The organism is Paenibacillus cellulositrophicus, from assembly GCF_009363095.1.
In the GTDB taxonomy this organism is placed as follows: domain Bacteria; phylum Bacillota; class Bacilli; order Paenibacillales; family Paenibacillaceae; genus Paenibacillus_AQ; species Paenibacillus_AQ favisporus.
Map to the genome: position 1 here is coordinate 5,710,565 of NZ_CP045295.1, position 15,443 is coordinate 5,726,007.

Sequence of the window (15,443 nt, forward strand, 5' to 3'; positions counted from 1 at the left end):
TTGTCTGTCGTTATGTGTAACATTGTAAGACGAGGGAGAGGAAGCGTCTTTAAACGATCCAGAACAGCTTTTGTACAATCAGGACATGTTGGGAGGGAAATGTTCTTTGCCCGAACGCCCTTCGGTGAACTGGGAACGTCTGAATTTCGCGGGGGATACACCGAGCCGACGGGTAAATATTCGTGTGAAGTAATGGACCGACTGAAAGCCGCACTGCGATGCGATGTCCTTGACGGGCAGGTCGCTCTGAAGCAGCAGCTGGGAAGCCCGGCGGACCCGGCGTTCCTGAATATAGTGGACGAACGATTGGCTCAGGTTGGCCTGAAACAACCTCGTTAAATGGCGGGACGAAATATGCAGGTGCCCGGCAACCAAGGCGAGTGTCAGCTCTTCGCCCAGGTTGTCGTCAATGAACAGCTTGACCTGCCGGAACAGAGAGTTCTCTTCGGCCGCTGCCACATCCGAGCCAGCTTCCGGCGTGTCCTGCTGCTGTGTTCCGTGCAGGGAGAGAATGGACAGCATCAGCGACATGGAGACGTGGCTGAGTACCGGTTGGAGGGCCGGTTTTGGAGTCAGAAACATAGAGATGAGCGCATCCCACAAATGCCCGGCCGGCTGCACGTCCGCACCATCCACCACCGGCTGCCCGTGCTCGGCCAAGTGCCGGTAAGCCTCCAGGTATGGGTTCCCGGTATGCTTTTCATCCACCTCAAAAGCGGCATAGACGAGTGTAAGACCGGTCTCGCTCTGGATCTGATGCCAGACGCCGGGCAGGGACAGAAAAGCGGTGCCTTTCTTCAGCGGGTATTCTTTGCCTTGTTCGATGTATGCACCTTCGCCGTCCACAACGTAACAGGCTTCAAAGAAGGAGTGGCGGTGCATGGAATTGTCATAGTGCGTGGGCATAAACCCCCAGTACATAATGGCGATGGATAGGCCGGCTTCCTCCAGCCGGGTCAGTTCGCGGTTGCAGATTTGGTTGGCCCGGCGGAAAACGGATTGGATCGTCATGACAGGCGTGTCTCCTTTGGAATGATGGGTGCGGTGAGGCATTCACGAGCGTTAGAAAAGATAGCGGCTTGGCGGCTCAGCCCTTTCGCCGCTGCCGGTACTGCCTGGGCGTGAGGCCGGTCTTTTGCTTGAACAGCCGGTGAAAAAACTTCAAATCGCTGTACCCGGCCCGGGCGGCGATTTCGCTCACGCTGCCGTCGCTTTCGAGCAGCATACGGCAGGCGGCATCCATGCGGATACCCTGCAAATAGGTGGTGAAGCTCATTCCCGTCTGGCGGGCGAACAGCCGGCTGAAATGCCTCGGGCTGAGGCTGGCCTGCGCCGCCAGCTCGCCCAGCCGCAAATCGGAGGCGAAGTGACGCTCCATATAAGTGATCGATTCGTCGATCGTTAGCGAGCCTTGGCGCCTGACGGCTGGCGGATCCAGCTGCAGCCGGTGCCGGTACAGGCCGGTCAGCACGCGGACCAGCAGCGAGGTCAGCAGCAGCAGCCAGCCGGGGCTTCGGCCGGCATATTCCCGGTACAGCTCACGGAACAAGGCGTGATACTCGCCGCTCTGATCTTTGATTTCCAGCCACGGCATATCCGGTTCCAGAAAGGCGGCGAACACCTCCCGATCGCGCGGGAAAGCAGCTTCAAGCTCCCGGAGATAATCGGCCGGAAAGATGCAGTTGTACACGACCAGCTGCCGGTCCTTCCGCGGGGTCTTCGGCCGGAACACATGCGAGAGTCCGACCGGGATGAGAAACAGGCTGCCCTGCTCGGCCGGCCAGGCTTCTCCGCCGATATAATGGACGCCTGAGCCTTCGCTGACATAGGTCAGCTCCACAAACTCGTGCGAGTGTTCCAGCATATCGAACGATTCGGATACGCGGTTGACGTAGAAGGGCACCCCCGGCTCGAAAAAAGCGTCCATCCGCAGCAAGGCCTGGCTTCGTTTTATGCTCACTTGCCTTCTCCCCTCGATGGTGGATTTTCGGAAAATCAGCCTTTGCTCCTATCCTAGGTGATCGTTGGCGATATGTCCAGATCAGCCTATATTTTCGTCCAGATCACCGCCTGTATCGCCGAGCAGCCTTTTTTATAATAATAAACACCAGAGCCATGGCTTCCTGATATTGCAAGAAAAAATACCTTTAAACGCGGTCTGTCTTCTTTGAAGGTACAAATGGAAGCAGTAGTTGAAACACATGGCCAAAGACCCTGGCTAGCATCAATCCAAAAAAACGGGAGGGAAGTCTATGTCAACGCTAGGCATTACGAAATTGACCTGCGAATACCGCAGCGAGCCGCTTGGGCTCGGCACGGAGCGTCCCCGCTTCAGCTGGCAGCTCACGTCCGGCCGGATGCATGTACTGCAGTCGGCTTATCATCTTCAGGTGGCGGGAGAGGAAGGGGATTTTGACGGGGATCATTTGATTTGGGATACGGGCGTCGTGGACTCGGACCAATCGGTGCTTGTCGAATATGCGGGTGCCATGCTTCAGTCCGGACAACGCTGCAGTTGGCGCGTCAAGGTGTGGGATCAACAGGGGCAGGAGTCGGAATGGAGCGATACGTCCCATTTTGAAATGGGACTGCTGCGGACATCGGACTGGGTTGCGGACTGGATTACGCCCGAACCGGGACGGATCGATCCCCAGGTGGAGGAAGAATTCCTTCTCCGAAAAGCGTTCCGTGTGAGCAAGGACGTCCGGAAGGCACGAATATACGCGACGAGCCTTGGTTTCTATGAGCTGGAGTTGAACGGCGAGCGGGTGGGCGACTGGGCATTCACACCAGGCTGGACCAGCTACCGGCACCGGCTGCAGGTTCAGGCCTATGACGTCACCGACCTGATCCGATCCCGGGCTGATAATGCCATCGGCGCGGCGCTGGCCAACGGATGGTATAAGGGCAATCTGGCTTGGGAGAACCATCGCAACCTGTTCGGGGATCAGCGGGCGCTGCTGTTTCAGCTGCATCTTGAATATGCGGACGGCAGCACGGAAATCATCGGAAGCGATCCTTCCTGGAGAGCGTCGACCGGACCGGTGCGCATGTCGGAAATTTACCATGGGGAAACGTATGATGCGCGGCTGGAGGCGGCCGGCTGGAGTCAGCCCGGGTTTGATGATGCAGACTGGGCTGGGGTGGCGAAGCTGGATCACAACAAGGACATCCTCGTCATGCAGGAAAACGAACCGGTGCGGGTCATTCAAGAATTGAAACCGGTTACAGTCCTACGAACGCCTGAAGGAGATACCGTACTCGATATGGGGCAGAACATGGTGGGCCGCATACATATGCGCCTGAACCTGCCGGCCGGCACGGCGATTACGTTGAAGCATGCAGAGGTGCTGGACAGCCGCGGTAATTTTTACACGGGCAATCTTCGCAAGGCCAAGCAATCCGTAACGTATATCTGCAAAGGCGGCGGTGAAGAAATGTATGAGCCCCATTTCTCCTTCCAGGGCTTCCGTTATGTGAAGGTCGAGGGCTGGCCGGATGCCGAGCCGCTGAATCCGGACCGGTTTACAGGCCGTGTCATGCACACGGATATGCCGCAGACAGGGCGGTTCGAGTGCTCGCATGAGCTGTTGAATCAGCTGCAGCATAACATCGAGTGGGGCCAGCGCGGCAACTTCCTGGACATTCCCACCGATTGCCCGCAGCGCGACGAGCGGCTGGGGTGGACCGGGGACGCTCAGGTGTTTGTCCGGACCGCCGCGTTTAATTTCGGCGTGGCGCCGTTTTTCTCCAAGTGGCTGCACGACCTGAAGGTCGACCAGCGGGAGGACGGCGGCGTGCCGCACGTCATACCGCAGGTTCTCGACGATAATGCCTGCTCGTCCGCGGCTTGGGGAGATGCCGCCGTCATTTGCCCGTGGACGATCTATCTTTGTTATGGCGATAAGCGGATTCTGGAGGAGCAATATGACAGCATGGAGGCATGGGTCGATCATATCCGCGCCCAAGGGGAGAATGAATATTTGTGGAATACCGGGTTTCATTTCGGCGACTGGTTGGCGCTTGACGCGAAGGAAGGCAGCTACGTCGGGGCGACGCCAAGGGATTTGATCGCCACCTGCTTCTATGCATATTCGACCTCCCTATTCGTAAACACCGCCGAAGTTCTCGGGCGCACCGAGGATGCCGCCGCTTACCGCCAGCTGTACGAAAAGGTGGCCGAAGCGTTCCTGAACGAGTTCGTCACGCCGGGCGGAAGGCTGGCCGCGCATACGCAGACCGCCATGATTCTTCCGCTGATGTTCGGGCTGGTGGAAGGGGAGGTTCAGCGTCGGATGGCCGCTACGCTCGCGGAGTACGTCAGGGAACAGAACCACCATTTGACCACCGGATTCGTCGGTACACCGTACCTGTGCCATGTGCTGACAGAGAACGGCTACCACGACCTGGCCGTGAAGCTGGCGATGCAGGAGGATTATCCGTCTTGGCTGTATTCGGTCAAGCAGGGGGCGACCACGATCTGGGAGCATTGGGACGGTATCAAGCCGGACGGCTCGTTCTGGAGCGATGACATGAACTCGTATAACCACTACGCCTTCGGCGCCATCGGCGACTGGCTGTACCGGGCCGTGGCAGGGCTGGATTTGAATGAAGCTGAAGGACCGGGGTACAAGCGGATCCGGCTTCGTCCCCGGACGGACTCGGCGCTGTCTTATGCCAAAGCTGCGCTGGATTCGATGTACGGCACGATCCGGAGCGAATGGAGCTTGGCGGACGTGGACGGGGACAGCCCGCAGGCGTCCTACGAGTTCGAAATTCCGCCGAACACGACCGCTGAGGCCGAGCTGCCGGGCGCGTCGATCGCTACGACGCGGGTCAATGGGCAGCCGGCGGATGAAGCATCGGGCGTGCTGAGCGCCAGGGAAGACGGAGGCACACTGAAGCTGGAGCTGGGATCCGGCGTATACCGGGTGACCGTCCAGCAGCCGAGTCCAGCATTGTCCGGGGCATGAGGCTAGGGCGTGCTATGGGGTGATCTATAGCGTTGAGCTTGGGACGACCAGATTGGTTCATTTATGTCCTTGCTCCCTGTTCATATGCCATGGCTATTATGTTCGTTAAAAAGAAAGCAAGCCTCGCCGACAAGGGTCGGTGGGGCTTTTTTAGATAAAGGAGAGTACAGTTCGGAGACAATGACTTCCTTATGTCGCGTAAGAAAAACTTCCGCTGAAAGGGGCATGGCTGCTTAGAATGTGCATCGATAGACTTTTTAAGCCTGCGGCACCGGCTGTTTAGAATGTGCATCGATAGATTTTTTAAGCCTGCGGCACGGGCTCTCTCGCCAGCACGCGGCTCGTGCCAAAGATAAGCAGGGATGCGGCGAAGCAGCAGGCCGAGAACAGGCCGACGGCCGCATACCCGCCCGATCCGGCGTACAGCAGGCCTGCAAGGGAGGCGCCGACTGTCGTGGCAGCGTTCATGGTCGCCGTAGCCGTGCTTGAAATCGTCCCCCGCAGCGACGGATTCAGGCTGTTCAGCACGCCCATAATCATCGGGAAAAGAATGCCTAAGATGAAAAAGATGGCGAAATACATGATCGACGCGGCTATGAAAGACGGCAGGTGCGGGAGCGCGGCATAGCCGATCATCAGGAGCGGCACCGCAGCGGCTACGATCCTGGATGGCGTCCACAGGTTGTTGACATATCCGCTGACGAGACTGCCGGCCAAATTGCCCACACCGAGGAAAATCATAATCGTGCCGATTTGGTCAACGGGAAGGTGAAAGCGTTCCGCGGACCATTTGCCCAAAAAAGCGAACGCGGCATTGCTGCCCAGATGGATCAGGAAATAAGCCAGGAAGGCGCCTCTCGCTCTACCGCTTCCGAGAAGCGGTGCGTATCTGCGACAGAAGGCCTGCCGCGATGGAACGGCATTCGGTTGCGGCTTCATGGAAGGCAGGATGAAAAAGGCGGCTCCGGCAAGCAGCAGGGACAGGACTCCGATCGCGAAAAAGGGGAGGGACCAGCGTTCTGCCGCCAGCCAGCTGCCGATCGGAACCCCGAACGCTTGGGATACCGCGAGCCCCGCATAGGCAAGCCCCATTGCTTTGCCTTTTTTCTCTGCGGGCAGCAGCGTTTGGATGGACGCCCACACCTGCGGTGCGGCAAAAGCTGAGCTGATCCCGGCGAGCAGCCGGAACAGGCACATCATCCAGAAGTCTCCGGCCATTCCGCACAGCGCGGTGGACACCGCAAAGCCCAGCAGTCCGAGCAGCATGACCTTTTTCCGATCCAAACCGTCCGAGAGCGGGCCGGCAATCAAGGCGAAGACCGCGGCGCCAAGCGTGTAGGAGCCCATCATCCAGCCGGACATTCCCGTGGGGACGCCGTACAGGTCCTGAAGCGTCGGAATCATCGGGGAGATGAGGAAGGTATCTGTCCCGATCATAAACATGATCAGAAAAAACAACGCAGTAAGTTTCATATTTACTTCTCCTTTCCTTCTCCGTGGTTATGGAGAGGGTGTTCTTGCTGCCATTGTATCGCTTAATAGTGACAATTATTGTCATGAACTTGGAGAGTACAAAAAATATGCGGGTAGCACGAGAAGCGCCGCCGTAGCCGTAAGTTTACGGAGCTGCCCACTGAGTGAATGATATCCTCAATCTTGTTCTGTATGGAAAGGAACAGGGGGCATGCCGGCATGCCCCACCTGTTTTGAAAGACACCGCCCACGGATTACGTCAAACTGACCCATTGATCCTTGCGGTACTGCTTGGCGATATAAATGATTTGGCCGATGTGATATGCGTTATGGTACAGGCTTTTTTCAATGGCCTCGATGACGGTGACGGACCGGCCCTTGATCGTGATTTCCGTCAGCAGCTGCTCTTCCCGGAGTGCGGCGATTTGTCCCAGGAACAGGCTCCAGCCATAATCCCAGCGATCCAGCAGGGCTGCGCGGTCAAGCTCTTCATGAATGAACTCCGCATCGCGGTTTCGGTCCGGTTTCTCCCCGTCGGTGGTAAACGGATCGGTCCATCGGGAAATCATATTCCCGCTCATGTGCTTGACGATCACGGTGATACTGTTGGAACCGGGTTCCGGGGCCCAAGCAAGGGCAGAATCCTCGAGCTGCCCGATGGCAGCTTCGGCCGTGCGTTTCATTTCTTCCATTCGGGTTTTGACCGCGCTTTGATATGTTGTGAACAGTGTTGATGTCATAGGTTGTGCCTCCTTTGGGATATCGGTCTGAAAAACAAAAATCTCATCCATGCCTTCTCCACAGCGGTTTCATGACCGTGCTGTGTTTTCAGCATAATGAGATTTTGAGTATAAATCCAATATATATATCAAACAGTATCATCAAAATAATTGATGATTTACGATCCGACCTGGGATAGCGGCGGAGCAATCATGGCCATAAAGTTAGCCGCCGGCGCCAGAGGCTCTTCGCCAATCCGGGTGTACAGCCGGATCGGGTCCTTGACGCGCATCCCGGGAACGCGCACCTCCGCAAGCTCGCCGGATTTGAGCTCCCGGGCTACCGCAAGGGAGGGCACAAAAGAAACGCCGTATCCCGATTTGACGGCTTCAATCGTTTCATGCATCCCTTCAATGCAGATCCCGGTCCGAGGCTTCGGCACTTCGTAGGCGTCGCACAGGGAGAAGAGCTTCCTGCGGGTATAGCTGCCTTCTTCCCGGAGGATAAAGGCGGTTGCCATCAGCTCCTGGAGCGTAGTGGCGGCACCCGCTAAGGGGTGGTCCCGGTGGGCGATGAAGATCAGCTCGTCTTCCAGGAGCGTGATGTATTCCAAACCGGAATCCTTCGGACCCTCGCCGCAGATGAGCGCGATGTCCACCGAGTGGTCGAGCAGCCGCTCCATTGCGATACGGGAGCTGCCCCGGGTCAACTGGACATGCACCTTCGGATACTGCTGCTTGAAGCGGACGATCCAAGCGGGAAGCACCGTCCGGCCGGGCAGATCTGTGGAGCAGATCCGGAGGCTGCCTTCGAGCCCGATTTTGAGTGCGTTCATCTCCCGCTCCATCTCGTATTCCAGCGAAAACAGCTGCCGTGCCCGGGCAGCCAGCCGCTCGCCGGCTGGCGTCAATTGGATGGAGCGCCCCTTGGAGGCCACCAGCTTCATCCCGAGCTCCTGCTCCAGATTCCGCAGCTGGGCAGTGGCTGCGGGCTGGCTGAGCAGCAGGTTGCCTGCGGCCCGGGTCACGCTCCCCGTACTGGCCACCTCCGCGAATACGCGCAACGCGTGCAGATTCATCCTTCTCCCACCTTTGTCATTGAATTGTATTCAAATCGTTTTATATTTGTAGTTGCATACCTGATCGTGACCTAATCATCGATTTTTTCAATGAGTCGAAATGTTGCATTCATCAGATCGATGAGTTGTTCTTATTGTACTTTGCAGAATGCTGGCCGTAAAGGTCGCAGGAGAGAGGCTCATGCATATGAATTAATGAATTTATGAAAAAAGGCCTCCGACATGGTCGGAAGCCTTTTAAACATTTACGTCATACTCTTTGCCGCTGATCAGCCGCGGGCATCCACGTCCCATTTCAGGATCAGTCCGGCGTGGGTCAAGCCGCCGCCGAATCCGTACAGCAGCAGCGTATCTCCGTTCTGCAGCTTGCCTTCGTCCAGTCCCTGCTGGAGAGCCAACGGAATCGACACCGAAGACGTGTTGCCGTAATACTCCATGCTGGTCAGTGTCTTCTCCACGGGGATGCCGGCTTTTTCGCAGATGGATTCGACCATGCGGAAATTGGCGCTGTGCGGAACGAACCAATTCACGTCCCCGGCCGTCATTCCTGCCTGCTCCAGCAAAGTTTCTACGCCCTGAGGCACGGTGCGCGTCGCCCATTTGTAGACTTCCCGTCCGTTTTGAACCATTTTCTCGCTCGTTAGCAGCTCCTCACCATTCATCGTTGTGGAAAGGTTCGTGCGATAGACGTGGATGCCGCCTTCGCCGTTCGTGCCCAGATGGGCCGCGATAAAGCTTGGACGCTGCTCGTCCTTCTCGACCAGAACGGCCGCGGCTCCATCGCCGAACAGGATGCAGGTCGACCGGTCCGTATAATCTGTTACGCGGGACAGCGTCTCGGCCGCGACCACCAGAACCTTCCGGTGCAGACCGGATGTAATCAGGCCGTTGGCCATATGCAGCGCATAGGTGAAGCCAGCGCAGGTGGCGTTCAGGTCAAATGCCGCAGTGCTGGGGATGTGAAAGTACCCTTGAATTTGGCAGGCCACGCTCGGAAAAGCGTAATCCGGCGTCGTCGTCGACACGATGATGCAGTCCACGTCGGTCAAGTCCTGACCGTAGCGGTTGACCAAGTCTTCCACGGCCTTATAAGCCATTGTGGAGGAGTATTCGTTCTCACCGGCAATCCGCCGCTCCCGCATACCGGTCCGCTGGACGATCCACTCGTCGCTCGTATCCACCATTTGCTCCAAATCCGCGTTCGTCAATTTTTTTTCCGGAACATAGCTGCCAATAGCCGTAATGCGGGCTGTCGAAACCGTAAGGTTCATGATCAATCGCTCCTTTAATAGAAATTTGAGTTCTTTAGGGTGTAAGGGATGGGGTGTATATTGGGAAATATAAAAAATGAGGCCAATTTTTTGATATCAAGTATTAGTATCTGGTACTAATTATAGAGATAAATGGGGGAGAGGTCAATAGGGGCTGTGTGTTGTCATAATTGGTGATAATATTTTCAAAATTAATGAGAAATATTTTCGCAATTAATGAGAAAATGAATAAATATACATAAATTTGTATAAAAAAATCAAAAAAACCGCCATTAGGCGGTCCTCTTAATCAATTCAGCTTTATTAAGCGTTCAACAAATTAATGATTAGAACAACTCTCTATCACCGGGGAAGGAAAGTCGAAGGGCAGAATAACCAAGATGTGGCAAACTACAAACGTTTCTTTATTGCAAGAATAACCCTATTGTAAATTCAGGTATGACTAGTGAAAGACCTTCTATGAAGAATCTATCATGTAGTGTTTTTTATGCAACTGCTTTATCAAAAAACAAAGGTCCTGGCGATGGTGCCGAGGACTTTTGTTTTTTGTACATTGGAATATCCCTGTTTCGTATCAGCGGTGATATTAATAGGCAATGATTCAACATAATCGGGCTACCGGCTTTGAAATGAATTCATACATAATAAAGGGGCAATCATACTTATGGTACAGCAGTATAATGCAGTGTCGGCAAGCTGAATTTTCTTCTGCGATGGCGCTGAGAAGGACTTACCTGCTTGCTCTCTGAAGCGCGAGATGACAGAGTGCGGACTGTCATTGAACGTATGGATAGGCCAAATCTATTGATAAATAAAATTATAAAAATGGAGGAGTTTATATGCAAAAAGTAATTTTGAACAATGGTGTTGAGATGCCTATTCTCGGTTTTGGTGTCTTTCAGATTGCAGATCCCAGTGAGTGTGAACAAAGTGTTTATGACGCTATCATGGCAGGCTATCGGTTGATTGATACAGCTGCCTCGTATCTAAATGAAGAAGCTGTTGGCAGAGGAATCAAACGGAGTGGTATGGCAAGAGAAGAATTATTTATCACGACGAAACTTTGGGTTCAGGATACTGGTTATGAACGCACAAAAAGAGCATTTGAAAAATCGCTGGAAAGATTGCAATTGGATTATTTGGACTTGTATTTAATTCATCAGCCATTTGGAGATGTGTATGGCTCTTGGCGTGCTATGGAGGAATTATACCGTGAAGGAAAGGTCCGTGCCATTGGAGTCAGTAACTTCCAGATGGATCGTCTGATCGATTTGATTATTCATAATGAAGTAGTCCCTGCCGTAAATCAAGTTGAAACGCATCCTTTCAATCAGCAAATCGAAAGTGCAAAATTCATGAAAGAGAACCATGTTCAAATCGAATCCTGGGGGCCTTTTGCCGAAGGGAAAAATAACTTGTTCCAGAATGAGGTACTGGTATCCATAGCTGAAAAGTACAGTAAATCCGTTGCCCAGGTCGTTTTGCGTTGGCTAACACAAAGAGAAATTGTTGTAATTCCAAAGTCTGTTCGCAAAGAAAGAATTATCGAAAACTTTAATATCTTTGATTTTGAATTAAGACAAGAAGATATGGAGTTAATTACAACGTTAGACACGAAGCAAAGCTTGTTCTTTTCACATAACGATCCTGAGATGGTGAAATGGATCGGCACCCGTAAACTGGATATTTAACAATCGCTATTTCGAAAGACCAACGGAGAGTCATGTAACAAATAAATTGACCAAACAAAGGAAGATGTCAGGATGTCAAATATTCAAGACAAGGTAGTCATTATTACTGGCGCCTCAAGTGGAATTGGGGAAGCAACAGCGAAAGAACTCTCATCCAAAGGTGCGAAGTTAGTATTAGCTGCTCGCCGTGAAGAACGATTACAGAAATTGCAACACGATATTCAAAGTCATGGCGGGCAAGCGATTTACAAAGTAACCGATGTAACATCTGTCGAACAGATGGAAGAACTCGCAAGCTATACGCTTAAGAAATTTGGGAAAATTGACGTTTTGATCAATAATGCCGGATTAATGCCAAATTCGTTTCTTTATAAAAGACGAGTGGATGATTGGAACCAAATGGTTGACGTGAACATCAAAGGCGTTCTTTATGGCATCGCAGCTGTTCTTCCTTCCATGCGAGAGCGTAAATCAGGTCACATTATTAATCTTTCTTCCGTAGCCGGGCACGTTGTTGGCGCAGGGAGCGCAGTCTATGCTGGAACCAAGTTCGCTGTACGCGCGATTTCAGAAGGACTGCGTAAGGAAGAAGCCGATAACAATATCCGCTCGACCATCATTTCGCCAGGAATGGTTAAATCCGAATTACCGGAATCCATTACTGATATGGAATTTAAACCTGTAGTAGAAAAAATGTATGAACGTGCAATTGAAGCCGAAAGTATTGCTCGAGCCATCGCTTTTGCTATTGAACAACCATCTAATGTAGCGATCAATGAAATGCTCATCCGTCCCACTAGTCAAGAGCGGTAATCACCATTGCTGTAAGGAGGCCTAAGTTGTACACACGACTTCAAAATTTGTTTGCTATCAAAGGATACCGCTTATTTGTCATCTGTGTTCTATTGGTAGGCATCGGAATTTCGATTACGCTGCCGTACTTAGCCCTCTATTGTACAGAGAATTTGGGAATGAGCGCGGGAGCCTTCGGTGTTTTCACGGCCGTGAGCTCATTAAGCGGCGTAGTGGCAAACTCATTCATTGGTAAACATTCGGATCGCATGCGGGACCGAAAATTCATAATTATTATAGCCACGTCTTCATCTGCACTAGGCTATATCTCATATTTACTGTTTGATAACTTCTTGATTTTGCTTATTATCGTTAGTTTTTTTAGTGGATTAGGGGCTGCCGCCATGCCGCAAATTTATGCTTACGCGCAGGAATCGGCAAATGAAAGGAACTCGGAAGACAAGACATTTGCAATGTCTTTATTACGAACCCTAGTGTCTCTTGGGTTCCTAATAGGGCCTTTAGTTGGAACAATCATTTTAGGAGCTGTTGGATACAAAGGGCTCTTTTTGGGGACTTCGGTCATTTTTCTTACAATCGCATCACTCGTGTTTCTATTTCTGCCTAAGAAAATTACAGTTCAAAAGAAACGATCGGGTCCAGGCACAGCTTCACCCAACAGTAAGCAAATCTGGTATCCTGTTATTGCCTTTATCTGTCTATTTGCGGTCAATGCTGTAAACGGAATTGTCACGCCATTGTTCATTGTAGCCGAGCTTCAAGGTACGCATACCGATGTTGGATTGGTTGTTAGTATATGTGCCGGCCTGGAGATCCCTATTATGTTTGTGCTAGGCGCCTTGAGTCAAAAGATTTCGAACCATTTCTTGATGATCAGCGCCTGCTTTATTGCAGTACTATACAACCTCATATTAAGTGTTTCGACCGCTTCCTGGCAGCTGATCGCAGCACAACTTTTGCAGGCTGCGTTTGTTGCTATTGTAATGGGCAATGGATTAAGTTACTTCACAGAGCTGCTTCCGAATTCCCCTGGCATGTCCACAACGATCTATTATAACGGATCCATTATTGGACGGTTACTAGGAAATTTAGGCGGCGGTATCATTGCTCAATTTGCAGGGTTCCGAGACGTTTATTGGGTGTGTCTGGCGATTGTCATGATCTCGTTTTTTATCCTATGGAGTATAAAACCCCAAAAGAATACAAAAGCAGCTACTTAAAGAAATCTATACCCGTTGAAACCCACCATCAGAATCTGTGATAAGAATGCAGCAATTTAAAATAAGACAGACATGTAAAAACGGCAACCGCATCCAGGTTGCCGTTTTTACGTGGAACGATATTACAATGATAACAGCACAGCCCTAGGAGATTCACGCGTTTATCGTTTCGTCATAGTTCTCCCGCAACCGTTTTATATCTTCCTTGGGTGGAAAACCAAACATGCGGGAATATTCGCGACTGAATTGCGAAGGACTTTCATAACCAACCCGGAATGCGACATCAGCTGCATCGGTTGGCTCAGACAATAACATTTGCCGTGCTTTTTGTAATCTCAATTGTTTTTGGTATTGAATTGGAGTCATTGCGGTTACCTCTTTAAAGTGCCGATGAAGTGAAGAAATACTCATATTTGCTATTTCCGCAAGTTCCTCAATCCGAAGAGAGTGATCATAGTTATTCACGATCTGTTCGATAACGTCTCTGATAAGACGACTAGAACTTTTATCGATCGCGATTTGTTCCAATGAACCTCCATGTGGACCTTGCAAAACTCTATAGAGAATTTCCTTCGTATATAGAGGAGCAAGTGCCGGAATATCGCTCGGACTTTCCAGCAAACGAGCTAACCTGATTACCGCATCTAACATCGATGACTCGGTTGGGCTCACAAACATACCCCGTTTAGCATTTTCATTTTTTCCGACTTGGATATTAAAATCACGAATAACATCCAAAATTTGACTTGGTGTGAAATCAAGATGGAGGGCCAAGTACGGAACGTTGCGAGAAGCTCCCGTCACTTGCCCGGAAACGGGCAGATCAACCGAAACAACTAGGTAATCACTAGGACCGTACCTAAAGCGTTCCTGTGCAAGAAATACCTCTTTCGCCCCCTGAACGATAATGCATATGCGTGGCTTGTATATGCTGTGACTTAGTTCGGTAACTGTGGAGCGGCGAAGAAAAAATAAAGACGGGATCGCAGTAGCGTGAACACCATCCTGTCCCGAAAATTTCTCTATGATTTTGACGAGCTCCATCTGATTTTTTTGGATTGAATCAGTCATGGCATCCTCCTTGGATCGTTATCCTTACCAATTGTATTTTAAAGCATACTCGAAGTCGTGGGAATGGCGGTGATATGATTAGGCAATCATTTGAGAAGAATGTGATACCAGTCGCTTGTTAAATTGTCACATAATTATATCGAACACAACTGATCAACACTCGAAATTAAAGTGAAATAATAAAAAAGAAAGGAAGATAAGTAGTGCAGAAACGTAAATTGGGGAAAAATGGACCAGAAGTTTCCGCAATTGGGCTCGGTTGTATGGGGATGAAGGACGCAACGCCAGCTCAAATCGCACTCGCATGGGTACTTGCCCAGAAACGATGGATTGTTCCAATTCCAGGAACAACTAAATTAGAACGTCTGGAAGAAAATCTTGGTGCAGTGGACGTTGAACTGACTACTGAGGAACTACGAGATTTAAATGAATCGCTATCTAAGATCGAAATTAAGGGAGATCGCTATCCAGCAGAATACGCAAGTTTTATCGACAAATAGGGGGTAGCACAGTACGTGCAATTAGTGAATCTTTACGAGAAGAGATGGCACAGGATGAAACCAATGTACGCAAATTGACTTACCAGATGACGCTGCGTGGAATGAAGTAATTATTCGTCCTACGAAACAGCTTATGTAAAGATCAATTGTTTTTATAACCCCTGTTATTCCTAAGCTAATGTCATGTAAGAACATAAAAACGAGAGGTATGATAAAAGTGGCAGAAAAACAAACAGCTGGAAGAGACTTCTTAGGGGAATTTGCACCAAAATTTGCTGAAATTAATGATGATGTCTTATTCGGTGAAGTTTGGTCAAGGGAGAAAGAACTTTCTCCACACGATCGCAGTATGATTACTGTTTCTGCGTTAATTGCTGGTGGAAACTTTGAACAACTAACTGCACATCTAAAGAAAGCAAAAATAAACGGAGTAACAAAAGATGAAATTTCGGAAATCATCACTCATTTATCGTTCTATGCAGGGTGGCCGAAAGCTTGGTCAGCATTTAGAATTGCTAAAGAAATTTATAATGAATAAATGAAAGTAGAATTAAATATGGCACACGAAGAATTAAGTAGTATCGAAGCCATGATCCATCTTGCTTTCTATGCAGGCTGGCCGAAGGCCATGAC

Annotated in this window: 13 protein-coding genes; 6 read left to right on the plus strand and 7 right to left on the minus strand. The window is 50.9% G+C overall.

The window, feature by feature from the left end; all coding sequences use genetic code 11:
- Positions 1 to 78: 78 nt before the first annotated feature.
- Both GCU45_RS26065 and GCU45_RS26070 read right to left on the minus strand, forming a co-directional pair.
- Positions 79 to 1,011, minus strand: a complete 933-nt coding sequence (locus tag GCU45_RS26065) for an AraC family transcriptional regulator (protein WP_152401622.1) — start codon at positions 1,009 to 1,011, stop codon at positions 79 to 81.
- 76 nt (positions 1,012 to 1,087) lie between these two features.
- Positions 1,088 to 1,960 carry an AraC family transcriptional regulator gene (locus tag GCU45_RS26070; protein ID WP_152401623.1) on the minus strand — a complete coding sequence of 291 codons (873 nt, stop codon included), beginning with the start codon at positions 1,958 to 1,960 and terminating at the stop codon, positions 1,088 to 1,090.
- A gap of 292 nt (positions 1,961 to 2,252) precedes the next feature.
- On the opposite strand from GCU45_RS26070, the gene GCU45_RS26075 reads away from it, so the two are divergent.
- Positions 2,253 to 4,973 (plus strand): alpha-L-rhamnosidase, encoded by a 2,721-nt coding sequence (locus tag GCU45_RS26075; RefSeq protein ID WP_152401625.1) that lies wholly within the window; start codon positions 2,253 to 2,255, stop codon positions 4,971 to 4,973.
- A 303-nt stretch (positions 4,974 to 5,276) separates the two neighbouring features.
- Here the strand turns inward: GCU45_RS26075 and GCU45_RS26080 are convergent, their stop codons facing one another.
- The 4 genes from GCU45_RS26080 to GCU45_RS26095 form a co-directional block, all read right to left on the minus strand.
- Positions 5,277 to 6,446 (minus strand): MFS transporter, encoded by a 1,170-nt coding sequence (locus GCU45_RS26080; RefSeq protein WP_152401627.1) that lies wholly within the window; start codon positions 6,444 to 6,446, stop codon positions 5,277 to 5,279.
- Between the two features lie 254 nt (positions 6,447 to 6,700).
- On the minus strand, positions 6,701 to 7,186 hold the full coding sequence (locus tag GCU45_RS26085; RefSeq protein WP_152401629.1) for a DUF1572 family protein: 486 nt from the start codon (positions 7,184 to 7,186) through the stop codon (positions 6,701 to 6,703).
- Positions 7,187 to 7,344: 158 nt separating this feature from the next.
- Complete coding sequence (locus GCU45_RS26090; protein WP_145947264.1) at positions 7,345 to 8,244, minus strand: LysR family transcriptional regulator; 900 nt, start codon at positions 8,242 to 8,244, stop codon at positions 7,345 to 7,347.
- A 269-nt stretch (positions 8,245 to 8,513) separates the two neighbouring features.
- The gene (locus tag GCU45_RS26095; protein WP_152401631.1) at positions 8,514 to 9,515 is read right to left on the minus strand and encodes a ketoacyl-ACP synthase III; all 1,002 of its coding nucleotides are present in this window, start codon (positions 9,513 to 9,515) and stop codon (positions 8,514 to 8,516) included.
- Between the two features lie 839 nt (positions 9,516 to 10,354).
- Here GCU45_RS26095 and GCU45_RS26100 point away from each other — a divergent pair.
- From GCU45_RS26100 to GCU45_RS26110, 3 genes are all read left to right on the plus strand, one after another.
- On the plus strand, positions 10,355 to 11,206 hold the full coding sequence (locus tag GCU45_RS26100; RefSeq protein WP_152401632.1) for an aldo/keto reductase: 852 nt from the start codon (positions 10,355 to 10,357) through the stop codon (positions 11,204 to 11,206).
- 72 nt (positions 11,207 to 11,278) lie between these two features.
- Positions 11,279 to 12,019, plus strand: a complete 741-nt coding sequence (locus GCU45_RS26105) for an SDR family oxidoreductase (RefSeq protein ID WP_152401634.1) — start codon at positions 11,279 to 11,281, stop codon at positions 12,017 to 12,019.
- 26 nt (positions 12,020 to 12,045) lie between these two features.
- A complete protein-coding gene (locus GCU45_RS26110; protein WP_152401636.1) occupies positions 12,046 to 13,239 on the plus strand; it encodes a sugar efflux transporter in 1,194 nt (397 codons plus the stop codon).
- 153 nt (positions 13,240 to 13,392) lie between these two features.
- Here the strand turns inward: GCU45_RS26110 and GCU45_RS26115 are convergent, their stop codons facing one another.
- A complete protein-coding gene (locus GCU45_RS26115; RefSeq protein ID WP_152401638.1) occupies positions 13,393 to 14,310 on the minus strand; it encodes an AraC family transcriptional regulator in 918 nt (305 codons plus the stop codon).
- A gap of 203 nt (positions 14,311 to 14,513) precedes the next feature.
- Here GCU45_RS26115 and GCU45_RS26120 point away from each other — a divergent pair, with 203 nt between their 5' ends.
- Positions 14,514 to 14,810 (plus strand): aldo/keto reductase, encoded by a 297-nt coding sequence (locus GCU45_RS26120; protein WP_341874528.1) that lies wholly within the window; start codon positions 14,514 to 14,516, stop codon positions 14,808 to 14,810.
- 217 nt (positions 14,811 to 15,027) lie between these two features.
- Positions 15,028 to 15,348, plus strand: a complete 321-nt coding sequence (locus tag GCU45_RS26130; protein ID WP_152401640.1) for a carboxymuconolactone decarboxylase family protein — start codon at positions 15,028 to 15,030, stop codon at positions 15,346 to 15,348.
- Positions 15,349 to 15,443 lie beyond the last annotated feature (95 nt).

Bases quoted from the DNA above. Each gene is read 5' to 3' on its own strand.
- GCU45_RS26065 (WP_152401622.1), bottom strand. From the start codon at position 1,011: ATGACGATCCAATCCGTTTTCCGCCGGGCCAACCAAATCTGCAACCGC.
- GCU45_RS26075 (WP_152401625.1), top strand. From the start codon at position 2,253: ATGTCAACGCTAGGCATTACGAAATTGACCTGCGAATACCGCAGCGAG.
- GCU45_RS26080 (WP_152401627.1), bottom strand. From the start codon at position 6,446: ATGAAACTTACTGCGTTGTTTTTTCTGATCATGTTTATGATCGGGACA.
- GCU45_RS26085 (WP_152401629.1), bottom strand. From the start codon at position 7,186: ATGACATCAACACTGTTCACAACATATCAAAGCGCGGTCAAAACCCGA.
- GCU45_RS26090 (WP_145947264.1), bottom strand. From the start codon at position 8,244: ATGAATCTGCACGCGTTGCGCGTATTCGCGGAGGTGGCCAGTACGGGG.
- GCU45_RS26095 (WP_152401631.1), bottom strand. From the start codon at position 9,515: ATGAACCTTACGGTTTCGACAGCCCGCATTACGGCTATTGGCAGCTAT.
- GCU45_RS26100 (WP_152401632.1), top strand. From the start codon at position 10,355: ATGCAAAAAGTAATTTTGAACAATGGTGTTGAGATGCCTATTCTCGGT.
- GCU45_RS26105 (WP_152401634.1), top strand. From the start codon at position 11,279: ATGTCAAATATTCAAGACAAGGTAGTCATTATTACTGGCGCCTCAAGT.
- GCU45_RS26115 (WP_152401638.1), bottom strand. From the start codon at position 14,310: ATGACTGATTCAATCCAAAAAAATCAGATGGAGCTCGTCAAAATCATA.